General features: G+C 38.3%; 23 protein-coding genes. 17 read left to right on the plus strand and 6 right to left on the minus strand.

The window, feature by feature from the left end; all coding sequences use genetic code 11:
• Position 1: 1 nt before the first annotated feature.
• Positions 2-1,345, plus strand: a complete 1,344-nt coding sequence (locus tag WAO84_RS14995; RefSeq protein ID WP_340066817.1) for a RagB/SusD family nutrient uptake outer membrane protein — start codon at positions 2-4, stop codon at positions 1,343-1,345.
• 84 nt (positions 1,346-1,429) lie between these two features.
• The gene (locus WAO84_RS15000) at positions 1,430-4,252 is read left to right on the plus strand and encodes a M16 family metallopeptidase (RefSeq protein ID WP_340066818.1); all 2,823 of its coding nucleotides are present in this window, start codon (positions 1,430-1,432) and stop codon (positions 4,250-4,252) included.
• Positions 4,253-4,327: 75 nt separating this feature from the next.
• On the opposite strand, the gene mog is transcribed toward WAO84_RS15000, so the two are convergent.
• Positions 4,328-4,849, minus strand: coding sequence for a molybdopterin adenylyltransferase (mog, locus tag WAO84_RS15005; RefSeq protein WP_340066819.1), 522 nt, complete (start codon positions 4,847-4,849; stop codon positions 4,328-4,330).
• A gap of 34 nt (positions 4,850-4,883) precedes the next feature.
• Complete coding sequence (locus tag WAO84_RS15010; RefSeq protein ID WP_340066820.1) at positions 4,884-5,183, minus strand: hypothetical protein; 300 nt, start codon at positions 5,181-5,183, stop codon at positions 4,884-4,886.
• 300 nt (positions 5,184-5,483) lie between these two features.
• Here WAO84_RS15010 and WAO84_RS15015 point away from each other — a divergent pair, with 300 nt between their 5' ends.
• Together WAO84_RS15015 and WAO84_RS15020 are read left to right on the plus strand one after the other, a co-directional pair.
• Complete coding sequence (locus WAO84_RS15015; protein ID WP_340066821.1) at positions 5,484-6,773, plus strand: hypothetical protein; 1,290 nt, start codon at positions 5,484-5,486, stop codon at positions 6,771-6,773.
• Positions 6,774-7,006: 233 nt separating this feature from the next.
• On the plus strand, positions 7,007-7,735 hold the full coding sequence (locus WAO84_RS15020; protein WP_340066823.1) for an MBL fold metallo-hydrolase: 729 nt from the start codon (positions 7,007-7,009) through the stop codon (positions 7,733-7,735).
• Between the two features lie 11 nt (positions 7,736-7,746).
• Here WAO84_RS15020 and WAO84_RS15025 read toward each other — a convergent pair whose 3' ends face one another.
• Positions 7,747-8,427, minus strand: coding sequence for a response regulator transcription factor (locus WAO84_RS15025; protein WP_340066824.1), 681 nt, complete (start codon positions 8,425-8,427; stop codon positions 7,747-7,749).
• The gene (locus tag WAO84_RS15030; protein WP_340066825.1) at positions 8,411-9,946 is read right to left on the minus strand and encodes a sensor histidine kinase; all 1,536 of its coding nucleotides are present in this window, start codon (positions 9,944-9,946) and stop codon (positions 8,411-8,413) included. The genes WAO84_RS15025 and WAO84_RS15030 overlap by 17 nt, the downstream gene beginning before the upstream one ends.
• Positions 9,947-10,098: 152 nt before the next feature.
• On the opposite strand from WAO84_RS15030, the gene WAO84_RS15035 reads away from it, so the two are divergent.
• Together WAO84_RS15035 and WAO84_RS15040 are read left to right on the plus strand one after the other, a co-directional pair.
• The gene (locus WAO84_RS15035) at positions 10,099-10,944 is read left to right on the plus strand and encodes a GLPGLI family protein (protein WP_340066826.1); all 846 of its coding nucleotides are present in this window, start codon (positions 10,099-10,101) and stop codon (positions 10,942-10,944) included.
• Positions 10,945-11,015: 71 nt separating this feature from the next.
• Entirely contained in the window at positions 11,016-13,712 is a 2,697-nt protein-coding gene (locus tag WAO84_RS15040; RefSeq protein WP_340066827.1) for a carboxypeptidase regulatory-like domain-containing protein, read from the plus strand.
• A gap of 132 nt (positions 13,713-13,844) precedes the next feature.
• Here WAO84_RS15040 and katG read toward each other — a convergent pair whose 3' ends face one another.
• Entirely contained in the window at positions 13,845-16,067 is a 2,223-nt protein-coding gene (gene katG / locus WAO84_RS15045; protein ID WP_340066828.1) for a catalase/peroxidase HPI, read from the minus strand.
• Between the two features lie 537 nt (positions 16,068-16,604).
• On the opposite strand from katG, the gene WAO84_RS15050 reads away from it, so the two are divergent.
• From WAO84_RS15050 to WAO84_RS15100, 11 genes are all read left to right on the plus strand, one after another.
• Positions 16,605-17,099, plus strand: coding sequence for a DinB family protein (locus WAO84_RS15050; RefSeq protein ID WP_340066829.1), 495 nt, complete (start codon positions 16,605-16,607; stop codon positions 17,097-17,099).
• A gap of 75 nt (positions 17,100-17,174) precedes the next feature.
• Entirely contained in the window at positions 17,175-17,672 is a 498-nt protein-coding gene (locus tag WAO84_RS15055) for a GyrI-like domain-containing protein (RefSeq protein ID WP_340066830.1), read from the plus strand.
• 12 nt (positions 17,673-17,684) lie between these two features.
• On the plus strand, positions 17,685-18,320 hold the full coding sequence (locus WAO84_RS15060) for a transglutaminase-like domain-containing protein (RefSeq protein WP_340066831.1): 636 nt from the start codon (positions 17,685-17,687) through the stop codon (positions 18,318-18,320).
• 82 nt (positions 18,321-18,402) lie between these two features.
• The gene (locus WAO84_RS15065) at positions 18,403-19,206 is read left to right on the plus strand and encodes a CPBP family intramembrane glutamic endopeptidase (RefSeq protein WP_340066832.1); all 804 of its coding nucleotides are present in this window, start codon (positions 18,403-18,405) and stop codon (positions 19,204-19,206) included.
• 180 nt (positions 19,207-19,386) lie between these two features.
• The gene (locus tag WAO84_RS15070) at positions 19,387-19,974 is read left to right on the plus strand and encodes a hypothetical protein (protein WP_340066834.1); all 588 of its coding nucleotides are present in this window, start codon (positions 19,387-19,389) and stop codon (positions 19,972-19,974) included.
• Positions 19,971-20,411: an SRPBCC family protein gene (locus tag WAO84_RS15075; RefSeq protein ID WP_340066835.1), complete on the plus strand. Its 441-nt coding sequence runs from the start codon at positions 19,971-19,973 to the stop codon at positions 20,409-20,411. Before WAO84_RS15070 ends, WAO84_RS15075 begins: the two co-directional genes overlap by 4 nt.
• Before the next feature lie 696 nt (positions 20,412-21,107).
• Complete coding sequence (locus WAO84_RS15080; protein WP_340066837.1) at positions 21,108-21,887, plus strand: SDR family NAD(P)-dependent oxidoreductase; 780 nt, start codon at positions 21,108-21,110, stop codon at positions 21,885-21,887.
• A 104-nt stretch (positions 21,888-21,991) separates the two neighbouring features.
• Positions 21,992-22,624 carry a LysE family translocator gene (locus WAO84_RS15085; protein WP_340066838.1) on the plus strand — a complete coding sequence of 211 codons (633 nt, stop codon included), beginning with the start codon at positions 21,992-21,994 and terminating at the stop codon, positions 22,622-22,624.
• Positions 22,625-22,850: 226 nt separating this feature from the next.
• A complete protein-coding gene (locus tag WAO84_RS15090) occupies positions 22,851-23,360 on the plus strand; it encodes a lactoylglutathione lyase family protein (RefSeq protein WP_340066839.1) in 510 nt (169 codons plus the stop codon).
• Between the two features lie 142 nt (positions 23,361-23,502).
• The gene (locus WAO84_RS15095; protein WP_340066840.1) at positions 23,503-24,033 is read left to right on the plus strand and encodes a hypothetical protein; all 531 of its coding nucleotides are present in this window, start codon (positions 23,503-23,505) and stop codon (positions 24,031-24,033) included.
• Between the two features lie 212 nt (positions 24,034-24,245).
• The gene (locus WAO84_RS15100) at positions 24,246-24,917 is read left to right on the plus strand and encodes a peroxiredoxin (RefSeq protein WP_422614494.1); all 672 of its coding nucleotides are present in this window, start codon (positions 24,246-24,248) and stop codon (positions 24,915-24,917) included.
• A gap of 66 nt (positions 24,918-24,983) precedes the next feature.
• Here the strand turns inward: WAO84_RS15100 and WAO84_RS15105 are convergent, their stop codons facing one another.
• Complete coding sequence (locus tag WAO84_RS15105; RefSeq protein WP_340066842.1) at positions 24,984-26,270, minus strand: hypothetical protein; 1,287 nt, start codon at positions 26,268-26,270, stop codon at positions 24,984-24,986.
• Positions 26,271-26,274: the final 4 nt, after the last annotated feature.

A 26,274-nucleotide genomic window follows, 5' to 3' on the forward strand; every position in this document is an offset into this window, starting at 1 on the left:
TATGAAAAACGTTTTTATAGTTGTATTACTGGCAGCACTTATGGTTTCCTGTAGTCTTGCAGATGCCATAGATCAGGATCCGCCAAATAACCTGGTTCCTGAAAATGTAGTGAGAAGTGAAGAAGATGCAAGAGCGGTTTTAAACGGAGCGTATAGTAAGATCATTTCATTTTCAAGTTCGTTTTACTATATGCACTCCGAGCTTATTCCCAGTGCTCTTATAGGAACTATGAGCCAGTCTGGCTTTACGGCCAATGACCGACAGTTTGCAGACAATGATATTTTTTCAGACAATAGCCTGGTAAATAACTTCTGGATCATATTTTACGGTGTTATAGATGCTACCAATAATGCCATTGTGCTTACAGAAGCGCTTCCCGAAAGTGAGATCTCGCAGGCAACCAAAACCGAGATCATAGGAGAGGCCCGTTTTGTAAGAGCTATGGCTACCTTTGATGCCCTTAGGTACTTCGGTCAGTTTTTTGATGTGAACAGCAGTCTGGGAGTGGTATTGAGAACCGAACCGGTAAACTTTACCACACGCAGTAAAGAGAGAAGTACCGTTATGGAATCGTATAATCAGATACTGTCAGATCTTGACTTTGCCATAGCGAATGCTCCGGACTTCACAGTTACTTTCAGAGGTTCAAAAACATCTGCAAAAGCCCTAAAAGCAAAAGTATTACTCTTTATGGGGCGCTATGCAGAAGCAGCTACCCTTGCAGATGAAGTGATCACTGAAGGCACCCGAACCCTGGAGGCTACCTTTGCCAATGCTTTTGACAATGGCCTTACTTCTTCAGAAATGATCTTTATGACACATCGTGCCGCAGATTCTGATGAAGAAGACAACAATCGTAAACGCTTTTACACAGGACGCACCGGTAATACCTGGTATCCCGATCTTATGGAAGGTGACCCCAGGCAACCCCTTACCTATTCCGGTACCCGGATACTCAAGACCAATAATGAGGCTACTTTTCGGCCCACCTATTTTCTAAGACTGGCCGAAATATATCTCATAAAGGCAGAAGCACTTGCTATGAGTGGAGCAGACCTGGCAACCAGTAAAGCTCCCCTTGATATCATACGAAACAGGGCCGGTCTTGAAAACTCAGATGCAGCAGATATTGACGCTCTCAAAGATGCCATCTTTGAAGAATACATAAAAGAACTTGCATTTGAGAACGGCAGTGACTGGTTTGCAGCTATTCGTTTTGATAAAGCCATGACCTTAAAACCCACTATAACCAGCACCAACCAGTACATTTTGCCCCTGCCTGACAATGAAATAGAAGGTAATGCATTACTGACACTTGCCGATCAAAATCCCGGCTACCAGTAAAACCATGTTACGTTAATTAGTTAGTTTGAATTAGTTTAATGAGCCGGGGGGTTTTTTATAAATGCCCCGGCTATTATCAAAAAAATGATGAATTACATAAAAATTACCTGGTTACTGCTATTAACAGCATACAGCACCCTATGTGCCCAGTCTGCAAAAGACATTAATTTCCAACAGGAGATACCCCTTGACCCCACCGTAAAGAAAGGCGTTCTTGCCAATGGCTTTACCTATTTCATAAAAAAGAATCAAAAACCTGAAAACAAGGCAGAACTAAGGCTTATAATCAATGCCGGTTCCATTCTGGAAGACGAGGATCAGCTGGGCCTTGCCCATTTTGTAGAGCACATGGCCTTTAACGGCACCAAAAGCTTTAAAAAAAATGATCTTATAGATTATCTGCAAAGCATAGGTATTGAGTTTGGAGCCGATCTGAATGCCCATACCAGTTTTGATGAAACTGTTTATAAACTAGAAGTGCCTACCGATGATGTGCAGGTTTTTAACACCAGTTTACAGATATTAAGGGAATGGGCAGATGGTATTACTTTTGACGCCACCGAAATAGAAAACGAAAGAGGTGTAGTGGCAGAAGAGTTACGAGCCCGAAGCGGGGCCGGAATGCGTGTATTCTATAAATCCATTCCCGTATTAACTAACCAGTCCCGATATGCCAAACGTACCCCTATAGGAACATTAGATGTAATTCTCAATTCCCAACCCGAAGCCCTTACCCGATTTTATAATGACTGGTATCGCCCCGAACTTATGGCACTGGTAATAGTGGGCGATGTTGCTATTGATGAGACCGAAAAGAAGATACAGAAATTATTCAGTAATCTCAAAGGGCCTCACCAGCCCCGTGAACGTACGTATTATTCCATACCTCATAACACTGCTCCCAAAGCAGTAGTAATTACAGATAAAGAACTCACCGACACCAGCATTTCGATATACCATAAAAAAGAAAAAGAAACCGCAACCACTCTTGAAGATTATAAAAAAGAACTCATAGAAAAGATGTACGGGGGTATGCTTCGTGAGCGGCTGTCTGAGGCCCTGCTTACTAAAAAGGCACTTTTTCTATCTGCCACTGCAGGAATAGGCCACTTTTTGGGAGATAAAAACAGCTTTTACCTGAGAGCCAATCTCAAAGAAGAAGATATCACCGGAGGTATAATCTCTTTACTAAAAGAAAGTGAACGTGTGCGCCGTTTTGGTTTTTCCCAGACTGAGCTAGACCGTTATAAGGCGTATATGTTAAACAATGCGCGAATACGTAAAGAAGAAACCGGTAAACTGTCGTCAAGACAGTATGCAGAAACACTTATTGACCTTTTTACCCATGCCAAACCAGTGCCGGGCGATACCTTTATATATGACTTTTACACTGCAGTATTACCAGATATTACCTTAGATGAGGTAAACCAGACCGGTAAGCATTGGGCACAAGGAGAAAACATGGCTATAGTGCTGAGTGCACCGCATAAAGAAAGCTTATCTCTACCTGATGAAACAGCACTAATTAACCTTTGGGAATCTGTACGCCGGGAAGAACTTGATACTTATGAAGATTCTCTGGAAAACCAGGAACTCATGACAGAAGTTCCCAAAGCGGGTACTGTGGTAAAAACAGATTACATAGACGCTATTGATGTAACAAAATGGGAGCTGGGCAATGGCATTACCGTTTTGGCAAAATCTACCAATTTACAAAATAACCTTATCTCAATGTACAGTTTTCGCAGTGGTGGTAGCTCCCTTGCTCCCGATTCGTTGTATGTTTCTGCACGCGTGGCCGGAAATATAATAACTTCCGGTGGTATAAATAATATTTCTCCTGCCGATCTGAGCAAACTTAATATGGGAAAAACGCTTATGCTCAGAAGCTTTCTTAACTTTTATGAAGAGGCTTTTATAGGCAGCAGTTCTTCTCAGGATCTTGAACGTATGCTTCAAATGACACATCTGTATTTTACAAAGCCCAATAAAGACGCCAAAGTATTCAGTACAATGAAATCGCAAATGATCGCTTCCGTTCGCAATCAGGAATCCAGCCCCATAGGCTATCTCGATGCACATATTGAAAAAGTAATGACCAATAATCACCTGAGAGGTATTTCTCTGACCGAAGAACAGATCAATACGGAACTCGATCTTGACAAAGCATATGCATTTTACAAAGACCGGTTTGATTCTGCTAACGGATTCACATTTGTATTTGTAGGTAGTTTTGATATAGATGTGTTACAAAAACAAATAGAACGGTATTTGGCAAGCCTTCCCTCTAACCTGGAAGAAAAAAACCAATGGAGAGATATTGGTCTGCGACGCAGAAAAGGACGTATTAGTGAAACCTTGTACAAAGGTGTTGATGACAAAGCCGTCGTAGATATGCGCTTTACAGGCACACTTGAGTTTAGTGAAGAAAAAAGGAAAAAAGCAGAGCTTCTGGGAAAACTCCTTAAAATAAAACTCACTGAAGAAATGAGAGAAAAAATGGCAGGAGTGTATGGCGTAAAGATCAGTGGTTTTGCTACCTATGCCCCTTACGGCTGGTACCGTATGGGTATTCGATTTACCTGCGCTCCCGAAAACTATCAAAAGCTCATAAATGCGGTCTTTGAGGAAATACATAAAGTAAAAGAAAACGGTGCAACTCCCGAAGATGTGGCAAAAATACAGGAAGCCGAACTTGCGAATTTAAAAGACGGTATGAGATCTAATTCATACTGGGGCTTTTTATTAAAAAAGATGTATGTAAACGGTTGGAAGCCCGAAAAGCTGCTTAATTATGAAAGTGAGATCAAAAAGCTTACCCCCGAATATTTTAAAGAAGCCGCCATTACCTTTTTTAATGAGGATAACTATGCACAATTTGTTCTCCTGCCAGAAAATATTGAATAAGGAGTAGAACGCTTATCCGGGAGGTGATGACGAAGCCTTACCAGAACGAATGCTGGGGGGCCAAACAGGTTCTGGTTATTTAGGCCTGAAAACATGTATATGTTTTGAATTCGCATCCAAATAATCACCTCCAATAAGGTCAATACAATAGGGAATTGCCGGAAAAACTACTTCCAGGCATTCCCGTATTGACTTGGGTTTTCCAGGTAAATTTACGATCAATGATTTTCCTCTTATTCCGGCAGTTTGTCTGGATAAAATAGCGGTAGGAACATATTGCAGGCTTTGCTTGCGCATTAATTCTCCAAAACCAGGAAGCATTTTTTCACATACCGCTTCTGTAGCCTCGGGGGTAACATCTCTCGGCGCCGGACCGGTACCTCCCGTAGTAAGTATTAAACTGCAACCACTGCTATCTGAAAGTTTTTTTAAAGTAGCTTCAATTAACGGCCTTTCATCGGGAATTACTTCATATACAGGTTTCCATTCACATAGAAGGTATTCGTTGAGAACCCGTATGATCTCCTTTCCCGAAATATCCTCATATTCTCCTCTGCTGGCTCTGTCTGAAACCGTTAGTACGCCAATATGTATCATAGGTTTAATATAGTTCCTGGTTATTATTGTGTTCTTACGGAACCCAAATTACAAAACTATCTTCAAAATACAGGAGCGCTGTAAACAAGATGATATTAAAGGAAATATAAAATAGCAGTGCCCGGCAACTTTGCTGTAACCAGAAAAGGTTTGATACATTGCCAAGAGTTCCAGGCCGGGAACATTCGGCATTTATTGATGTTTTCATCCAGGTATTTTTTTGAACTTCAGGTATTCTGTCTTTTTTACGGGCTTCATTCATCTTTAGTTTTTTTTGAAAATCGTGAAACAAAGTTTCTGCGCTTACCGAGGCTACCCGCTCTCTTAAAAACATCGCCCAGAAGATCTGGACACCATTCAGTATATCATTAACCAACGCATTGAGGAACACAATAAGGTAAATGGGATAAAATGGTACCCCATAGTTAAAAAAATCATCCTTTTTACTGTAACATTTCTGCGGCTGTCTTATCTTTTAAAAGCCTGTACCTTATAGATATTTATCGCAACAAGGAAAAATAACAGCTATTAAAACAATTCTTTCACCATTTCTATTGTACATGACCCTTATAACCTGTTCGCAGGTTTACTTGCCTTTTGAATCATCATCAATCTATTATTTATAAAACAGTTTATGAAAAAAATTAGCATCTGTATCCTGATTCTTTTGGCCTTTGCCTGTAAAAAGAACCAAAAAAAAGAACCTATAGTACATACAACTCCCAAAATCATTAATGCGGAGTATATTGCCGGTAAAACAAGGTACTTTTCTGTAAAAAATGAAGCAGTGCAAGGAGAAGGAAGAGCCTGGCTTGAAAGAATGTTTGAAGAATCTCAATTTGTAGTTTTTGGCGAAAGACATAATTCAAAAGAAACCTCAAAACTTATAGAAGCGTTAATTCCCATTATGCATACTTCAGGTTTTGAAACCTTGTGTCTGGAGATTGGCCCTAATTCTGCCGTTAAATTGACCGAGTTAATGGCTCCTGCTCAAAATACAGTAGAAAATTTGCGAAGCTTCAATACAAAATACTATCACGAAACGCTGGACAGGGTCCCTATTCCTTTTTTTGCTGGTGTGGAAGATGCTCTTTTTCTAAAAGCTGCTGCACAAAACAATATGCAGATCTGGGGGTTGGATCAGGAGTACTTTTACGCAATACTCTTCTTAACCGATGAACTGTTAAAGCAGGCCCAAGGTGCCGATAATTTCTCAGAAATACAAAACTCAAAACAAAAGGCAGACAGTATAATCCTGAAATGGCTCATAAAAGAAAATACATCAAATGAGGATATAGACATATTTACTGAAATTTTACAGGAGCCTACTGTAGATACCTTCTTTAATTATTTTAGAGGCTCTGATACTCCCGGAGGTAAAATTGTGAAAGATCTGGAGATTAGCTGGGACATTTATTCCAGGTGGCGCCAGGATTCTCATGTTGACCGAATTAGCTATATGCGAAACAATTTTAAGGATCGGTATCATTCTTATGTAAAGGAAAATGGGGCTCCTCCCAAAGTATTTTTAAAATTCGGACAATTGCATACTTCCAGAAAGCTCTCAAACGGAGCGTATGACCTGGGCCATTTAACCGCTTCTCTGGCAAAAGAAAAAGGACTGGTAAGCACCAGTATTAATAGCTGGACAAGGTATTACCTGGAAAATGGAGAAGAAATTGATTATCTTGAAAAGTATTATAACTACTATAAAAGATTAAAGTTGTTTATGGAAGTTGCCAAACGGGATCAATGGACCCTGATCGACCTGAGATCGATAAGAGAAGATATCCTGAATAACAAAGTACGCCTACCCGAAAACGGAGATTTCCACAAAATGAACGCATTGATACAGGGATACGATATTCAGCTTATTCTGCCATTAGATACCTTTATTACCCCGAATAGGGAAATTAAGGATTGAACAAAAAGAAGCAGCAGCTTCTTAATAAGTTTCTCTTTTTTAAAACTCTAAAAAAACCTTTTTCTGTTGAGAGAAAGTAAAGTTTACAAAAATGACACATATCATTTTATAAAACAGATATCTGTTTTACTTTTATTGCTTAAAGCTATTTACTGATGGAGTTAAAAGTCAAAAGAACTATTTCACTGCATCTTTGTATATATCTATTGGTTTTTATATTTCAAAGCTGTACTATGGTAAAAGTAACTGTAAGCGAAAAACGGAATCCGGTCCCTCAAAAGTTAAAGGTGAACGAGCAGATGGAAGTAACCACCTGGGGTGCTATTAAGGTTAATAAATCCCATTTTTTTCCTTCAAGCTTTCAAATAATAAGCGGAGAGGAAATAATTTATATAGACCCTGTAGAAACCGGAAACTCTGAAAAAGCAGATTATATATTTATTACCCATGCCCATCCCGATCATTTTTCATTAAAAACCCTTAAGGAAATTAGCAAGCCGGAAACGGTTTTTATAGTCTCTAAAGGAGTTTCCCGTAAACTTTCTAAATTAAAAAACACGGTAAAGGAAGTAGAACCGGGCGATGTAATAGATATTGGTGATATACAATGTTTATCTGTAGCAGCTTACAACACAAAAAGTGTTTTTTTATGGATCAAAGCACATCCTAAATCCAAGAAAAATGTTGGGTATATACTCACTTTTAAAAACAACACTCGCATTTATCATGCGGGAGATACAGACTACATACCGGAAATGAGCGACCTTAAAGATATTACTATTGCTATGATCCCTATTGGCGGAGACAATCTTACCATGAATATGGAAGAAGCTGCTAAAATGGTAAACAAAATAAAACCGGATATAGTGATCCCCATGCACTATGAACTAAAAAACGAAAATTATGCGAGCCGTTTTCAAAGCATGATCGAAAAAGGAATTAAATCAGTACCTATGCAGTAATGCAGAGTATATTAGCAAATAAGCTTATAACCAAACCCCCTCACATTCAGGATACGTATATCAGGGTCTTTACTTAGTTTTTTACGGAGCTTGGTAATAAATACATCCATACTCCGGGCACTAAAAAAGTCGTCATCCCCCCACAGGTGTTTTAAAATAAAAGACCGGTCCAGTATCTCGTTCTTTTTCTCAATTAAATGGTATAATAATTGGGCCTCCCTATGAGTAAGAAGCTGTGTATTCCCATGAATGGTTAACGATTGCCCGGGATAGTTAAAGACAAAGGCCCCTATTTCAATATTCTTTTCATTTGAGGAAAACCTGATGCGATCGAGAAGTGCATGAATGCGAACAATAAGTTCTTCCATACTAAACGGTTTTTTTATGTAGTCATTCCCCCCATAGTTAAAACCCTCTACCACATCGCGGGTTTGTGATTTGGCTGTTAAGAAAATAATAGGGGTTTTTCGATCGGTTTTTCTGATTTGCCCTGCCAGGGTAAAGCCGTCTTTTTTAGGCATCATCACGTCCAATACCAGTAAATCGGGAGTTTCCCGTACATAGATCTCATACGCTTTTTCACCATTCTCACAATACAGCACTTCAAAATCCCGGCTCTCCAGACTTTCTTTTATAATCTGCCCCAGGGCCGCCTCATCTTCTGCCAGGAGAATTTTAATGCGTGGTTTCATGCAACAACTGAATTTTAAAAATGGTGTATCGGGGATCAGAAAGTAACTGAATACTTCCGCCATGCTTCTCTATGATCTTTTTGGTATAGTACAACCCTATTCCAAAGCCTTTTACATCATGTCGGTTACCTGAGGGAATACGATAAAATTTATCAAATATCTTCTCTCTGTACCCTTTTTCAATAACAGGACCGTTATTTGCAACCGTTATCTCAAAAAAATCCGGAACTGAATTTAAACGGATCTCAATAGTATCTCCCCCGTATTTCACAGCGTTATCAATAATATTGGAAACCGCATTTTCCAAATGAAAATGATCTGCTTTAACCACGCAGGTTTCAATATGAGAAATAAATGATATGTGTTTTTCCGGGGAGATCATTATATGTCTATCAGTTAGATTTTGGAGCATCCTTACCATATTAAGCGGTTCTTTGTTCAACAGTAATTTATCACTGTCTAAAGTGGCTGTTTCCAGGAGTCTCTCAACCATAAAATGCAATTTTTCCAATTGCTTGTTAGATATGTTTAAATATTTTTGGGTTTTTTCCTTATCGTTCGCATCATTAAATTTTTCAATACCTTCCAAAGCAGTACTTACTGTGGTAATAGGCGTTTTAAACTCGTGAGTAATATTACTTATCAGGTCGTTTTTAATCTCTGCCAGTTGTTTTTGTTTGTTTATGATCCTGAGTAAATACAACAGGCAGGCCATAATACCGGCAGCCAGTATAAAAGATAGTAAAATACCGGTAAGACCGCGTTTTAATGTAATAAGGCTCACATTAGAAAAAACGATTTTTAATTGCTCACCTCTGGGGAGATAGGTTGATTTGGAAAAAGCAGAAAGCTTTAGTTTAGGGTGTTCCAGATCATTAAATGACCCTAACAACACCAAATCTTTATTATAATGCCCCAAAGCATAGAGCAGATTGATATCTTTTCTTTTTAATTCGTTGTCAATATTTTTTACCAGTGTATCAAATGCAATAGAGTCGCGGGTAATGGAGATAATGATCTTGTTGGTAAGAGAGCGAATGGAGCTTGTATCCAGGCTATTATTTACAATAGTATCTCCTGTAACTGATTCTCCCTGGATCTGTGAAGGCTTAAACCTTTGTGCTATGCGATCCAGATTGCTGAGGTCTATTTTTTGTTTAACATGAAGCGTATCTTCTCGACTGAAAAACTCAGTATCAAAATTGATCTTTTTGCTCAGAGAATCCCATGTAAAAAAACGGGCATTTCCACCCGCCACATTTACCGCTTTCCCCAAACCGAAAATGTTATGAACAGAATCTACAGTTGTGCCTTTATTTACAAAAGTTACCATATCGGTCTTGGCCAGATCTGCATAATACAATTCTACCGCATTGTCTAACGCTGTTTGAACTTCACTGATTAACTGTTGCTTGTTAGAAGCATAGTTCCTGATATTCCAGTACACCTGAATAGCGATCGTAGTCACTATGGTGACTATAATGAAGTTAATTATGAAATGATGATTGTTCTCTTTCACATCTCAAAAGTAAAAACTATAAACCGTTTACCACGAACCGCTTAACACTCGTTAACATTCATTAACCGTAAGATGTGAAAATCCAACTCATTTTTGTGATGTACAAACGGTACGATTGCCAAAAAAACATACGTAAACATAATACTCAATAAATGAAACACCATCTTAACATTTTCACATCCCTGTTCCTGTTCGCAACAGTACTCGTAAATGCTCAGGACCTGCAGGGCAAAGCGTATTACAAAACCAAGAGAAAAGTTGAAATTACTCTGGACAGCACTGCAGCCAGCAGTGCCCAGCAACAGCAACTCAATGCTTTATTGCAAAAAAAGTTTCAAAAAGAATATGTTCTCAGCTTTAACAAAACACAATCAGTCTATAAAGAAGTAGAAAGCCTGGGCGATGCCGGTGATGCATCTGGCACCGGAATTAATATTGTAGGTATTAACCTGGGCGGCAGCGGGAATGATATATACTATAAAGATGTAGCTGCCAAAACTTATACGAGCCAGCGCGAAGCCTTCAGTAAACAGTTCCTTATTAAAGATTCCCTCCCAAAAATGGAATGGCAACTGGAAAGTGAAACCAAACAAATAGGCAATTACACCTGTTACAAAGCCACTTTTACCAAAGAGGTAGAGCGCAGACAGCTTAATTTAAGTGATACAGCCGAAAAAGAAAAAGTGGTTAAGGAAACCCTGGTCACCACTGCCTGGTACACCCCTCAGATACCCGTTTCTCACGGACCCGACAAATACTGGGGACTCCCTGGGCTCATTCTGGAAATTAACGACGGAAGCACTGTGATGATCTGTAACAAAATTGTAATGAACGCACAAGAAAAAATAGACATCACAGAGCCTGTGAAAGGGAAAAAAGTAGATCAGAAAACGTATAATGAAATGATGCTCAAAAAAGCTGAAGAAATGTCCAAAATTTACGGAGAGAACCGAAAAAAAGGTAACGGGCAAACTTTTAAGATCAAAATAGGAGGCTAATTACAGATAGCCACATACCAGACTCTGAAGAAGTTCTTGTAAAAGAACAGTCAACAACATCAATCCAAAAAATGAAACAGTTATATATTTCCCTGCTTTTAGGGCTGAGCCTGGTATGCTTTACAACCAATGCACAAAATACCCGGCTGGAGGGCGTAGTAAAGGACTCCCTTAATATGCCTCTGGAACTGGCCAATGTACTGGCTGTAGATCCTGAAGATCAAAGTATAGCATCCTATGCTATTACAGATACAGACGGACGCTTTGCTCTGGTATTACCCATAAACAGAACCTATATCCTTAAAGTGAGTTACCTGGGGTATAAAACTAAAGAAGAAAATCTTATTGTGGACGGAAGCAGGCAGAAAATCCTGAAAGAGATCATCCTTTTTAAGGATATAAATACACTGGATGAAGTGGAAGTAGTTCATGAACTCCCGGTTTCTGTAAAGGGAGATACTATTATCTACAAAGCCGATGCATTTACCAACGGCAAAGAAAAGAAACTTAAAAATGTATTAGAGAAGCTCCCGGGGTTTGAGGTAGATAAAAACGGAGAGGTAAAAGTACAGGGTAAAAAAGTAGATAAGGTACTGGTAGAGGGCAAGAATTTTTTTGATGGTGATACAAAACTGGCTACGAAAAATATTCCTGCTGATGCGGTTGATAAAGTAGAGGTTTTACAGGATTTTAATGAGGTTGCCCCTGTAAAGGGTCTTAATAATGAAGAATCACTGGCTCTTAATATAAAACTGAAAGAGGGTAAAAAGAATATTGTATTTGGTGATATTGAGGCGCGTACAGGCCATGACGAACGCTATTTTGGACATGCCAATGTTTTCTATTACAACCCAAAAAGAAGTATAAACCTCATAGCCGATGCTAACAACATTGGAGAGCAGGCTTTTACTTTACAGGATTATTTCAGGTTTAGCGGAGGTTTTGAAAACCTAAGTGGAAGATCAGGTTCTTCTTTCAAAGTATCTTCAGATGATTTGGGTTTTGCATTACTACAGGATGACCGTGCGCAGGAGATCATATCTAATTTTGGCGCTTTGAATTTTAATCTCAATCCCAATAAAAAATGGAGCCTCTCCGGTTTTCTCATCGCCTCTGACACAGACACCGACCTTTTGTCTGCCACACTCAGAACCTATCTGCGAAATGAAATTACCAACAACGTGGAAATACTGGAATCCGGCATTAATCAGGAAAACAGGTCCGGTATGGCCCAATTTTCAGGAAAATACACTCCCAACAACCGTTTGGATATCAACTACCGAGCATTTCTTAAAAAATCTAAACTAAGGCAAGCCAACAACCAGGTATCTGATTTTGGGGAAATTGAAAACCGTATTCAGTCTGCCAGTGATCAGCAACCGTTTTCCATTAAGCAAAGTGTAAGCGCTTATTATGCCCAAAACGCCAATAATGTGTTTTCACTTCAGGCACAGCACCTCTATAAAGAGCAGGACCCTTTTTACAACCTCATCACTTCTGAAACCCCCTTTAACGGAAGCCAGCCATTAGTAGATGATACTATATATAACCTGTTGCAGAATAAAGAAATTATAACCAACAGTTTTGATGCTGCCTTTAACTATTATTATGTGCTCAACAAAAAGAATCATATCAATTTTATAGCGGGTGTTAGTAAAAACAACCAGAAACTGGTGTCTGATATCAGGCAGCGAATATCTGATACGGGAAGCGAGAACCCACTGGGAAATGCTTTTATCAACGATGCTGACTATCGTTTTTCCGATGTGTATTTCGGGCTGCGCTACAAGACCAAATTTAGTTCCTTTGTGGTGAGCCCCGGCGCCAATCTCCATTTTTATCGTGCCCGAGACACGCAACAGGGCACAGAGAACATATTGTCAAAAACACTGCTCACTCCCAGTCTTTATGTAAAGTACACGATTAGAAGATCTGAGTCACTTACTTTTAATTATGCCGTAAACGCAGAGTTTACGGATATCAACAATCTGGTTTTGGGAACTACCATAGCTAACTACAATACCTTATTTAACGGGAACAGAGGCTTAGAGAATCAGTTGTTCCATCAGTTTTCTCTAAAGTATGTGAATTTCAACACTTTTACTTTTACCAATATTTTTGGAACCCTTACGTACACCAAAACGATTGATGGTATTAATAATGCGGTCGTTTTTAATGGTATAGACCAGCTACTTTCTCCTATTAACTCAGGTGATGTTAACGATATGCTTTCAGCTACCGGTTCTTTTGAAAAACGGTTTACATGGATTAAAACAAAACTGGAAGCAAACGTATCATATACCAGTATTAATAATACTATAAACGATCTGGACAATACCAATACCAGTTTTACGCAAAACTACACCGCCTCTTTTGAAACTAATTTTAAGGAAGCACCTAATTTTGAAATAGGGTTCAATAAGATCATCAATGTATATAAAGGGAGCCAGACCAATTCACGGTTTACTACCAATGCCCCTTTTGCCAATGTAGAGGTAGGGTTCCTTAAACATTTTCTCTTTACGGCCGATTATGTGTATTCTTATTTTTTGAACAGGAATAACGATGTAAGCAATGCTTTTGACTTTTTGAATGCAAACCTGAGTTTTCAGCAGGAAGGAAGCTCTTGGGAGTTCTCGGTATCTGGCACCAATTTATTAAATACAGTTTCTATAAACCGGGATTCTTTTTCAGATTTTCTTATTAGTTCTAATCAATACTTTGTACAACCCCGGTTTGTTGTTTTTGGCATTAAATATAATTTATGAAGACTTTGCTTTAATTAACAAACACCATCCTTAGTACATATAAGTCTCTTCAAATTTACTTAGCCTCAGCCAGGTATAAAAAAACATCCTGACCAAAGATCAGGATGTTTTTAAAATTATAGATCGATACGACTATTTCAGATCAAATCGGTCCAGGTTCATTACCTTATTCCAGGCAGCAACAAAGTCGTTTACAAATTTTTGTTGTGCATCGCTGCTACCATATACCTCGGCAAGCGCTCTCAGTTCTGTATTGGATCCGAATATAAGATCAACACGGGTAGCAGTCCATTTTAAAGCCCCCGTTTTACGATCGCGGCCCTCAAATTCTTCTTCATGATCAGAAGTTGCTTTCCATTCTGTACTTAAATCAAGTAGGTTTACAAAGAAATCGTTAGTAAGAGTTTCAGGCTTATTTGTAAACACTCCATGTTGGGATTTATTATAATTTGTATGCAGTACACGCATCCCTCCTATAAGAACTGTCATTTCAGGTGCCGTGAGGGTTAATAATTGTGCTCTGTCTACCAAAAGTTCTTCAGATTTTACCGAAAATCTTTGTTTCAGGTAATTACGAAAACCGTCAGCAAGTGGCTCCAGATGTTCAAAAGATTCTGTATCGGTTTGTGCCTGGGTTGCATCGGTACGTCCGGGAGCAAATGGTACTGATATATTGTGTCCTGCATTGTTAGCTGCCTTTTCTACACCGGCACATCCTGCCAGAACAATAAGGTCTGCCAACGAAACTTTTTTGTTTCCTGATTGTGCCGAATTGAATGCTTCCTGAATACCTTCCAGTATATCCAGTACTTTAGACAATTGAGCGGGGTTATTTACTTCCCAGTTTTTTTGAGGCGCCAGACGTATGCGGGCACCGTTAGCCCCTCCCCGGTTGTCTGAACCACGAAAAGTGGAAGCAGAGGCCCACGCGGTAGAAACTAATTGAGAAACCGAAAGTCCGGAATCTAAAATTTTAGCCTTTAATGCAGTGATATCACTAGCATTAATGAGTTCATGATCTACGGCCGGTACAGGATCCTGCCATAACAGTTCTTCTTTGGGAACTTCAGGCCCTAAATAACGGGAAACGGGCCCCATATCACGATGGGTTAGTTTAAACCAGGCACGCTGATAGGCATCTTTAAACTCTTCGGGGTTCTCAAGAAAGTGTCTTGAAATTTTTTCATACGCCGGATCCATACGTAACGAGAGGTCGGTAGTAAGCATGAAAGGCGCATGCTTTTTCTCCGGATCATGTGCATCGGGAATGGTACCGGCTCCGGCTCCGTCCTTAGGTCTCCATTGGTGAGCTCCGGCAGGACTTTTGGTAAGTTCCCATTCGTATTTATAGAGATTTTCAAGAAATGTATGGCTCCATTTGATAGGTGTATCTGTCCAGGCACCTTCCAGACCACTGGTAATGGTATCGGGGCCTTTTCCGGTTCCAAAATTGCTTTTCCAGCCCATACTTTGCATTTCTATAGAGGCTCCTGCAGGTTCTGCTTCTAAAAATTCGGCATCACTGGCGGCTCCGTGTGTTTTCCCGAAGGTGTGCCCTCCGGCAATTAATGCAACGGTTTCATAATCGTTCATTGCCATACGGCCAAAAGTCTCACGTATATGGTGGGCTGCAGCTACCGGATCAGGATTGGCATTGGGCCCTTCGGGATTTACATAGATAAGCCCCATATGAGCCGCTCCCAACTGATTTTCCAGTTCGCCATTTTCTGAATAACGGGCTTTGTTACCCAGCCACTCAGCTTCCGACCCCCAGTAAATATCTTCTTCAGGTTGCCAGATATCTTCACGTCCTCCTGCAAAACCAAACATAGGCAGACCCATAGACTCATGTGCCACATTACCTGCCAGTATAAAAAGGTCGGCCCAGGAAATTTTCTTGCCATATTTCTGCTTTATGGGCCATAAAAGAAGTCGGGCCTTATCCAGGTTTGCATTATCCGGCCAACTGTTTAGTGGCGCAAAACGCTGATTTCCCGTTCCACCACCACCGCGGCCATCAGCAATACGGTAGGTACCCGCTGAGTGCCAGGCCATACGTATAAAAAAGGGACCGTAGTGCCCGAAATCTGCAGGCCACCAGTCCTGGCTATCAGTCATAAGATCGGTTAGATCTTTTTTAATTGCATTCAGATCTAATGATTTGAACTCTTCAGCATAGTTAAAGTCTTTATCCATAGGATCGGCCAAATTTGAATGCTGCCGAAGAATGTTTAAATTCAAAGAGTTAGGCCACCAGTCACGGTTCGTAGTACCGCCGCCGGCTGCCTGATTTAATTCACCATTTAAAAAAGGGCACTTGCTTACATCGCCTTTGCCATTGTGTGTATTGTCCATTTCAAACTGTTTTTAATATTAATTTTTGTGCATTGTGATTCCTAAAAATACTGCTCTTGTTGATAAAATTAGGGATTCTGTTATTTTTTTGAGTTATACAGATATTAAAAATTGTTATAACAAGCGTTAAAAAATGATAATACACAGGTATTTTGTTCATTATTTTAAGAATGCTTTAAACATATAGTTAATATCTATATGGTATAGTTGCTGCCTATACAGGCTGTATCACCTGTAAGCACCCTGATACCTCTTTATGGGTTAAGTACAACACATAGAAGTATAGAAACTGGTTAACGTATTTAGAATACGATGGAATTTTATAGCATTATTACCCAAAATTTCATTAATAAAAAATTCAGGATTTACTATCTTCGAAATTAGAGGCACAAACCTTTTTCCATACTATTTTATAATAACCCGGGGAAATGGTCTCATACGGATTGGGAATGTTCCCATTCCCATAACATCCGAAAAAGCATATAAAACTGTAGCCTTACCCATAATTAACAATACGCAAACCATTATAGTAATGTCATGAATACTTTAATTAACCACCTAATTGAGCAGCTACTTGAAATCCAGAAAGGAAAAGTATGGATAGGGCGTTCATATGAAAATATATTAAATGAAATTGATGAACATGTGGCTTTTGTAAGGCCCGTTAAAGATTTGCACAGTGTAGCAGAAATCATTTCACATCTAACACTGTGGAGAAATGAGGCTATCTTAAAAATCAGGACTGGAAAAGGAAGTAAAACAGATGATTGTGAAGAAAACTGGCTGACAAACGAAAAATTAAAAGTAAAAGGATGGGCCAAAATAAAATTAGAATACGACCAAAGTCTTTCAGAATTAACAGACCTGTTAAAGAAAAAGGATGATCGTTTTCTTGACGAGGACTATTACGACACCGACTTTAAAGGGATTTATAAATATCGTTTTTTAATAAACGGAATGCTACATCACGATATTTATCATCTGGGCCAATTAGGGATAATTAATAAACACCTGAAGAAAAAAACAGCATAAAACTATCTGAGGCAGTGTATTACAACCGATCAGATATAAAAAGTCATTATATATTTAATCAATCAAAAAACGTATATGGAAGTAATGAAAGGTTTTAAAATTGTTGGAATAACCATCAAAACAACCAACCAGGATGGAAAAGCTGCCGAAGATTTAGGAAAACTCTGGGAACAATTCTACTCCCAAGACATTTCAGGTAAAATTCTAAATAAAAAAAGTGATGCCATTTATTCTGTTTACACAGATTATGAATCCGATTACACTGGAAAATATACCTGCATAATAGGATTATGCGTTGAGTCACTTGAACAAATTCCCGATGGACTCACTGGACGTGAATTTGAAAGTGGAGAGTACCGCAAATTCATTGCCAAAGGCCAAATGCCAAAGGCAGTATCAGAAACCTGGCAGGAGATTTGGAAAAAGGACAAAGAATTAAATAGAACATATACAGCAGATTTTGAAATTTATGGACACAGGTCACAAAATGGAGAAAATGCTGAAATAGACATTTATATAGCAACAAAACAGGAAAATAGCAACATCTCTAAGCATACGCACACTGTAAACTAAAAACCAAACACTTTGACATATTTAGAATCCTCATATTATTTTGATTTTGATGCAAACGCTATTCAGGAGCTCATTTCCGATTGTACATCTGAATCAATATCTGATAAAGAAAAAGCTATTATAATGTACCGCAAAGTACGGGATCACTGGAAATATGACCCATACTGTATAAGTCTTGCAAAAGAAAGCTATCGGGCCAGTAAAATTGCTAAAAAGTCTTCAGGGAACTGTGTTGAGAAATCAATTCTGTTAATTGCCTGTCTTCGGGCTTTGGGGATCCCTGCCAGGTTACACCTGGGAAAGGTTAAAAACCACGTAGCTGTAGAAAGACTAACTGAGAAATTCGGTTCGAACGAACTAACACCTCACGGAATGGTGAATGTTTACTTAAATAATAAATGGCTCAAAATGTCGCCGGCCTTTAATACATCATTGTGTGAAAAATTTAATGTAGCGCCCTTAGAATTTGACGGAGAAAACAGCTCTTTTTTGCAGCAATATGACAGCGAAGGCAGCTTGTTTATGGAGTACCTTGAAGATTATGGCTATTTTGAGGATGTACCTCTTGATTTTATGAAAAGGAATATAAAAGAACACTATCCTCATATTTTCGATACCAATGAAAATATTACCGAATATATATTATAAAAAGCCACTGTTTTTGAGCCTATGCCAGATAATATGAAATCATATCCAATACCATTGCCCACAGATATCAAATCAATTTTATATGACTGAAAAAACAAAAAAAACACGCATTTATACCTATTTTATTCTCACTTTTTTCATCTCCTGGGGTTTTTGGAGTCCTTTTTATTTTTCAAAAGAGGTTGGTGAATTTTGGGCTCTGCCGGGAGCATGGGGACCCACGATAGCTGCTGTAATACTTACCTACTTCGATACCGGAAAAACAGGAGTTCGTAAACTGTTACAAAAATTACTGATATGGAGAGTACCATTTAAATATTACCTCTTTGCCATTTTTTCCCTTCTTTTTTTCGGCTTGGTATCCGTATTAATATACAGGCTTTTTGGAGGAGATTTTCCCGATTCAGCCATAATTCTTAAGGGAATGGGTTTAGCTCAGGACCAGGTGCACCTTGCCTTTTTGCTATTTCCTCTATTCTTTTTGATCAATACACTTCTCGGTGGCCCCGTAGCCGAAGAATTGGGCTGGCGAGGGTATGCACAGGGGTTGTTACAACAAAAATACAATCCAAATATCTCAGGATTGCTTATTGGTTTTCTATGGAGTGTATGGCACCTACCATTAATGATTTTTTTGCCTAAAGCCACTGGTCATATGCCTTTCTGGGCCTACATACCCCTGATGACCGCTATGGGTGTAATTTTCTCGTGGCTGTATAACAGAACTAAAGGAAGTGTTTTATTGGCCATACTGCTTCACGGAGGCATGAATTTTGCACATGGTTTTCTCGGGGCAGATATTTTAAGCAATACTCATTTACTAATAATTCATGTGTCATTTGTTATCATTTTAGCAATCCTGCTGTCGGTAAATAATAGACAGTAAAAATTAAAAAACTGATGCCTATATCATTTAATGGGAGAAAAAACTCTCGGATAATATTCTGTAAATAGCCCGAAAGATCATACATATTTGTTTCAGCACATGAATTTTATGGTATAATACATCATGTTTTTTACTGTATCACATAACTTATACCTTTACAGGCAATTAGAATACTCGCATATGAAAACAAAATTCCTGATCGTAACACTAGCCTTATTCACCAGTACCGTTTTTGGGCAAAAAGCAGTAAATGAGAACTATAAGTTCCCTAAACGGGAATTAAAAGTAGCCATTGTCCCTTTGTTAAACGAATTATCAAGGTTTAACGATTCTATTTCCAATGATATTTTTAGAGATACCCTGTCGCTAAAATTTTTAAAAGTAGCAGCACTTAGAAATGCATTAAATGAAGAGTCCACAACTATTCTAAAAAAGATCGCTGCGGAAAAGTACAAAAAGAAGGCCCTCAAAAAAAATCCGAAACTTAACACTTTACTAAGTGATTCTGATCTGGAATACTTAAAAAAGAATTTTCAAAATGCAGATTTGCTATTATTTCCCATTATATTCGATGTTCACCAAACGGATGTAATGACTTTTGGGAGTGCCACCTTTAGGTTTTATGATCTGAATACAGGTGATTTTATTCATCAGTACGAAACACGCTTTAACATAGATACCATTGAATATGGTTCCCTACAAATGGTAACCGCTATGTTACTTTTAGAGGAGAAAGACTATTTAATAAACCAGGTAAAAAAACAGTGAAAATTACAGACCCGCCTATAGTAATAGAACACCACTTTCAGACATCAAAAGAAAAGCTGTGGCATGCCATTACAGAGCAGGGTCAAATGGTTCAATGGTTTTTTGACAATATAGAAGCATTTGAACCCGTAGTGGGTTTCAAAACTCATTTTGTAGTTAAGAACGAAGGCCGGATCTTTCCTCATCTTTGGAAAATAACCGAAGTTGAACCTTACAAAAAGATAACCTATAACTGGAAATATGAAGGGTATCCCGGAGATTCTGATCTAACCTTTGAATTGATCAAACAGAAAAACGGAACAAAACTCAGACTGACTCATCAAATATTAGAAAGCTTTCCGCAGAATATTCCCGAGTTCAAAAGAGAAAGCTGTCTAGGAGGGTGGCACTACTTTATTAAACAACGTTTGCATGATTATTTAAGTAATACAAAGTAAAAAAGATTCCACAACCATAGCCGCGATTTAGAACAGTAAGCGTTTACATAAATACGTCAAAATTACATTCCATATCACTACCTTTCCAGATATATGTATCGCAAGAGAAAATAGGTTCAATACATTGGCTCGATGCTTTGTTTAATACTTATAAAACTGATTACAGATATAATTAATTCTTCTTGACTATTGACACGATTATTTATGAGAAAGTTTACTTATGACGCGATTTTAAGTTTTGAAGTTGAATCGTCCTATACAAATCGCAAAACATATATCTTAGCTTCTTACAATACCTATCAACCCAAAAAAACCTGTTTGAATTGGTTGTGCAACTAATGTTCATGTCCCAATATTTTTTGTGTTGTTGAAAACTTAAAAAAGAAAGACATGGAATCAAAGATCACGAGTAAAGGTAAAGACCCTAAAGAGAAATTGGCAAGACAACACTTGCCACTGCTTCAAGAACCAGCCGTCTCAGTGGTATTTACCGCACCGGTTTTTATAACTAGAAAAAACATTTTGAAGAACATAGTCTGAAAGCACTTTTTTTTTACAACAAACTTCAAATGCTATAGCCATCAAACTCTTAAAAAAGAAATTTTTCCATAGCAGAATTTATTTAAATAATTTATAATCAAAAAATACGCACTTCAAAAATTTTAATCATAAGTAAGTACTCACAAAAAAAGAATTATGAAAAAAACAGCATTAATTACAGGGGCCAGTAGCGGAATTGGAAAAGAATTGGCCAATATACACGCTGAAAAAAAAGGCGATTTAATTTTGGTAGCACGACGTGAAGACAAATTGAATGCATTAAAAAAAGAGCTGGAAGATGCACATAATATAAATGTTCTGGTTATTCAAAAAGATTTAACCCTACCGGGAGCGTCTCAGGCGTTGTATGAACAAGTTAAAAAGGCGGGATTAAAAGTTGATTTTTTAATTAACAATGCCGGGTTTGGCGGTATAGGGAAGTTTAATGAACGCGTATTAGAACACGATGTATCTATGATCAATTTAAACATAGGCGCCTTAACATCTTTAACCCATTTGTTCTTGCAGGACTTCATTAAAAACAACGACGGGAAGATCCTTAATGTTTCATCAACCGCCAGCCTGATGCCTGGCCCCTTACAAGCAGTATATTTTGCTACAAAAGCGTATGTTACCTCTTTTAGTAATGCGCTTGCCGAAGAATTGTACCCTACAAACATTACAGTGACTAACTTAATGCCAGGTGCTACCGAAACGCAATTCGGTGCGGTATCCGGGATGGATAAAACCCGAATATTTCAAAAAACGGCCAGTGCAAGACGTGTGGCCCGGGATGGGTATGAGGGCATGCTTAGTGGAAAATTGGATGTTATTTCAGGTTTAACTTTTACTCAAAAAGTAATGACCTCCATGATTGCATTTACACCTAAAAAAATGATTTTGAAATACGTACGGAAAATGCAGGAAGTAAAATAAAAATCTGCCTTTTAGAATATAAAAACTCTGAGGAGGCAGATACTTTATATAAACATTATCTCATACATTTAATCTTTTTATAAAACAGAAATTTTTTAAAACATATGGAACCGGGATTGGTAATATCATTTTTAGGAGCATCGGTTATTCTTACATTAATGCCGGGGCCAGACAATATTTTTGTGTTAACAGAAAGCCTGACCAAAGGCCAGAGAAATGGTATTGCCATTTCTCTTGGATTAAGCCTCGGTGTCCTTATCCATACCTTTGCCGCTGCTACCGGGCTATCCATAATTATCCAAAAATCTGCCATCACATTTTCTGTTATCAAATACCTGGGGGCTGCATACCTCTTTTATCTAGCGTATCAGGCTTTTAGGGAAAATAAGCCGTTTATTAATTGGAGTACAAATACAACAGGAAAAGAAGATAAAAAGGTAATTGCTCTGGTAAAAAAAGGATTTTTAATGAATATTTTAAATCCTAAAGTTTCATTGTTTTTTATTGCCTTCCTACCCCAGTTTATTACCAAAAACGGAATGAATATTACTCTTCAAATGCTTGTTCTTGGAGCTATTTTTATGGTTCAGGCATTACTTATTTTTAGTGGTATCGCTATTTTATCAGGCAAATTAACCCGGTATGTTACCACCTCCCGTTTCTGGAATATCACCAAATGGAGTAAAATAACCGTATTATCTATTTTAGGGATAACTTTGGCACTGTCAAAAAAATAATAGCTAACACCGGGGTTTTTTCTACATTTATACACCTGTAACCGGCCAACTCATAAAAAAGGTGATTATGTTGTAAAATAGGCTTACCCGAACATGGCTTTGGCGCACACGTTGCGAACTGGCCTAAACTTCAGGAAACCAAAAAACGACAAAACCATCTTATTTCAAAAGTATTCTTGTAACAGGTTTCCAAAAGCCTAAATGTTTATCTACAAATAAAAACATAATGAAAGAAATCAAATATCCAAGATCATTTTCCCATATAGGAATTACTGTACCAGACATACACAAAGCTGTTATTTTCTACGAGGAAGTAATGGGGTGGTATGTTATTATGCCCCCTTCAAAAATTTTAAAAGAAAGAAATACCGCTATCGGACAGATGTGTATTGATGTATTTGGAGAGGATTGGGAAGAATTCGAGATTGCACACATGGCCACTTCAGATGGAATTGGCATTGAGTTATTTTCATTTCCGCATGGTCTTAAAGAAGCTCCGGAATTTAATCCTTTTAATACCGGCCTTTTTCACTTTTGTGTTCAGGACCCTGACATTGAAGCTTTGACCCAAAAAATAGTAGCGCATGGCGGGAAACAGCGAATGCCCATACGAGCATATTACCCCAATGAAAAGCCCTATAAAATGGTGTACGTTGAAGACCCTTTTGGAATTGTTTTCGAGATATACACTCACAGCTACGAATTAACCTATTCTTCGGGAGCCTATCAAAAGTAAAAATAGTATTGCACCCCGAAAAAGGAAAACTATATAGTTCCTTAAAATTATTCTATCCTCACACTGTAGTTTTTATCTTTCATTTTTTGTAAATGAATATTTTTTTATTTATATTAAGCTCATAACTAGTTAGTTTAAAGCAATGAGAAAGTTATTATACCATGTATTAGTGCTTAGTGCATTCATCTTATTATTTAATTGTTCTTCAAACTCTAATAATTCCGAGTCGTTAGAGCCATCTGCTTCTGATGAGCTTGTTACCACTTTGGAGAACCCATTTGACAATGAGATCTTTTATCTCACTTCGGGCGGGAACGAGGCCCGTGTAACCACCGAGGTACTAACTAAGGAGTGGAGAAAGTCTTTTAACCTGGAAGGATACGACTTCACCAACTTTAAGATCGTAGAAGATAAGGAGTTGTCTTCCAAAAGTTCAGAAAAAGCTTATTATATAAAAGCCAGGACCTCTGATGGTTCTGTGAGTGTTTCCCAATCCATCTCAAGAGATGCCAATGGTAAATTCTTTCTGGCAGGCAAAACCTGTAAATGCGAAACCCACAGTTGTAGCTGGTCTGGTTGTGATGCCAGTCAATCCGGAAGTACATGCAGATGCTCTCCCTGTAGTGGGGACTGTAAAAAAACTTCAGAGGATACTGAAGATGCAGGTATGTAAACCTGTCTGGGAATTTTTTCTGCTAAAATAACCGGGCTATTAATACTACTTACCTCAACCTGTTTTAATACATATCCTGTGTATGTATAGTGCTCTTCACCTTTAATGCGTTAAATATGAGTTAAAAACTTATTGTGTAACCCAGGTTACTGTACACCCCTATTTCATAGCGTAAATTTATGCTATTATTAAAAATGATAAATAAGCATTATATGACTATGGAAAATTCTAATGTAGTTACAGAGCAGGCAAACAGTATGCCAAGAATTGGAGATAATGCTCCGGATTTTGAAGCAGTAACCACCAAAGGAAAGATCAGGTTTTCTGATTTTGCAAACGATAAATGGGTAGTGATGTTTTCGCACCCGGCAGATTTTACGCCGGTCTGCACAACTGAAATGAGCGGTTTTGCCACCAGAAAAAATGAGTTTGATGCACTTAACACAGAGCTTCTGGGTCTTAGTATTGATAGCATTCATGCACATTTGGGATGGGTACAAAATGTAAGGGAAAATACAGGGGTTTATTTTGACTTTCCTATTATAGCCGACCTTGATATGAAAGTATCAAAGCTTTATGGAATGTTACAACCCAATGAGAGTGAAACTGCTGCGGTAAGGGCTGTATTCTTTATTGATCCCAAAAAGAAAATTCGTTTGATCATGTATTATCCGCTCAATGTTGGAAGAAATATGGATGAAATTCTAAGGGCCCTGGAGGCGTTGCAGACCTCAGATACTCATGGAGTTGCTATGCCTTTGGACTGGAAAAAGGGAGATAAAGCAATCGTACCTCCTCCAAAAACACTGGATGAGTTAGATCAAAGGCTGGAAGACGATTCTGTTGAAAAGGTGACCTGGTACTTAGCTAAAAAGAAAATCTAAGAAATAAAAGTCAGGCTGTTTTTTGAATAAACAGCCTGACTTATTTTTTATGATCAGAATATGTGTTTAATTATTATTGGCAATATTGAAGACCCCTAAAATATCTGCGCCGGTTATTTCAAAAGCTTTTTCAACAGTGCCCGTAATAGTATGGTATCTGTAATAGGCATTTTCTGTAGTAGTTGCTACGGGGAAAAACGCATTGTCACCATCAAAAAATATTTGGCCTCCCGAAAACACCCCTACGGGGGGAATACCTCCAATAGGTTCTACCGTAAAAGCATTTAAATCCAGTACACACCAGCGAGCAGATTCGGCTGAAAATAAAATACCTAGTAATTGCTGTTGTTGTAATGGTGTAAGGTTTGCCAGATTCCCTCCTACACTGAGCACAATATCAATGGCCTCCTGAGGGGTTTCGGCATTTACTTTGGCAATTGCTTTGCCATTAGACAAAACATAAAAGTTATTAAATGTTGGTAAAAATACATTAAAAGGGTTCAATACACGTGCGGGTTCAAAAACATATGCAGGGTCAATTTCATTACTGCCAACGGGTATTTTGTTTACTCTGGCCCAAATTTGCCCTCCTGTATAATTCCCTGCATCGGCAACATATAAATTACCCGATTCATCTACGAGCCGTTGTCCAAAATTATTGAAGGTGATAATCTCACTTACCCCATTGCCGTCACGTTGGGTATCTCCTACAAAAGTACCTGTAGCCAGATTAGCCTGATGAAGGATAAAAGATGTAAAGCTTTCGCCAGTGGTATTACCTCTTATAGGAGCAAAAACATCATCACCTCTAAAGATAAAGCGCTGGTAGCGCTGGGCTATATCATTGGGGACAAAGCCTTCACGCATATCTATCCCTCCGGTTATCTGTAATGTGGTAGGGTTGAACACGGTTATATTATCAGATGTGGCTCTATCCTGAAATACCCCAAAATCTGCATCTCTCACATCTATTCTGAATGAACCGGGATTTAATGTAGGAAGTGTTCCTATTTCAAATAGATCTCCATTTTCACTGACCACATATTTTGAAAATCCCGGAGATTCATCGGGTCTGGGCAAAAAGATAGCGTGGTCATATATGGAGTTTGGAAAAAACCGGGGGAAATCGGTACCATCTGATATATCAATGATGCCCGAAGGTAATTGCTCATAATACTTAACCAGTGCCGTATTAGATGCTGTGGTGCCTACCACAACAAATCCTGATGTTTTTATATTACTCGCATCACCAAGTTCGGCTAAGTCGTTAAGTCCGTCATCACAGGATATATAAACAGATGCGAATACAAATACTAAAAAAACAAATTTTGAATGTTTGATTATACTTTCCATTATT

The organism is Ascidiimonas aurantiaca (genome assembly GCF_037646345.1).
Classification (GTDB): domain Bacteria; phylum Bacteroidota; class Bacteroidia; order Flavobacteriales; family Flavobacteriaceae; genus Ascidiimonas; species Ascidiimonas aurantiaca.

Excerpts from the sequence above, each read along its gene's own strand:
- WAO84_RS14995 (WP_340066817.1), top strand. The coding sequence starts at position 2 with ATGAAAAACGTTTTTATAGTTGTATTACTGGCAGCACTTATGGTTTCC.
- WAO84_RS15000 (WP_340066818.1), top strand. The coding sequence starts at position 1,430 with ATGATGAATTACATAAAAATTACCTGGTTACTGCTATTAACAGCATAC.
- mog (WP_340066819.1), bottom strand. The coding sequence starts at position 4,849 with ATGATACATATTGGCGTACTAACGGTTTCAGACAGAGCCAGCAGAGGA.
- WAO84_RS15010 (WP_340066820.1), bottom strand. The coding sequence starts at position 5,183 with ATGTTTTTAAGAGAGCGGGTAGCCTCGGTAAGCGCAGAAACTTTGTTT.
- WAO84_RS15015 (WP_340066821.1), top strand. The coding sequence starts at position 5,484 with ATGAAAAAAATTAGCATCTGTATCCTGATTCTTTTGGCCTTTGCCTGT.
- WAO84_RS15020 (WP_340066823.1), top strand. The coding sequence starts at position 7,007 with ATGGTAAAAGTAACTGTAAGCGAAAAACGGAATCCGGTCCCTCAAAAG.
- WAO84_RS15025 (WP_340066824.1), bottom strand. The coding sequence starts at position 8,427 with ATGAAACCACGCATTAAAATTCTCCTGGCAGAAGATGAGGCGGCCCTG.
- WAO84_RS15035 (WP_340066826.1), top strand. The coding sequence starts at position 10,099 with ATGAAACACCATCTTAACATTTTCACATCCCTGTTCCTGTTCGCAACA.
- WAO84_RS15040 (WP_340066827.1), top strand. The coding sequence starts at position 11,016 with ATGAAACAGTTATATATTTCCCTGCTTTTAGGGCTGAGCCTGGTATGC.
- katG (WP_340066828.1), bottom strand. The coding sequence starts at position 16,067 with ATGGACAATACACACAATGGCAAAGGCGATGTAAGCAAGTGCCCTTTT.
- WAO84_RS15050 (WP_340066829.1), top strand. The coding sequence starts at position 16,605 with ATGAATACTTTAATTAACCACCTAATTGAGCAGCTACTTGAAATCCAG.
- WAO84_RS15055 (WP_340066830.1), top strand. The coding sequence starts at position 17,175 with ATGGAAGTAATGAAAGGTTTTAAAATTGTTGGAATAACCATCAAAACA.
- WAO84_RS15065 (WP_340066832.1), top strand. The coding sequence starts at position 18,403 with ATGACTGAAAAAACAAAAAAAACACGCATTTATACCTATTTTATTCTC.
- WAO84_RS15070 (WP_340066834.1), top strand. The coding sequence starts at position 19,387 with ATGAAAACAAAATTCCTGATCGTAACACTAGCCTTATTCACCAGTACC.
- WAO84_RS15080 (WP_340066837.1), top strand. The coding sequence starts at position 21,108 with ATGAAAAAAACAGCATTAATTACAGGGGCCAGTAGCGGAATTGGAAAA.
- WAO84_RS15085 (WP_340066838.1), top strand. The coding sequence starts at position 21,992 with ATGGAACCGGGATTGGTAATATCATTTTTAGGAGCATCGGTTATTCTT.
- WAO84_RS15090 (WP_340066839.1), top strand. The coding sequence starts at position 22,851 with ATGAAAGAAATCAAATATCCAAGATCATTTTCCCATATAGGAATTACT.
- WAO84_RS15095 (WP_340066840.1), top strand. The coding sequence starts at position 23,503 with ATGAGAAAGTTATTATACCATGTATTAGTGCTTAGTGCATTCATCTTA.
- WAO84_RS15100 (WP_422614494.1), top strand. The coding sequence starts at position 24,246 with ATGACTATGGAAAATTCTAATGTAGTTACAGAGCAGGCAAACAGTATG.
- WAO84_RS15105 (WP_340066842.1), bottom strand. The coding sequence starts at position 26,270 with ATGGAAAGTATAATCAAACATTCAAAATTTGTTTTTTTAGTATTTGTA.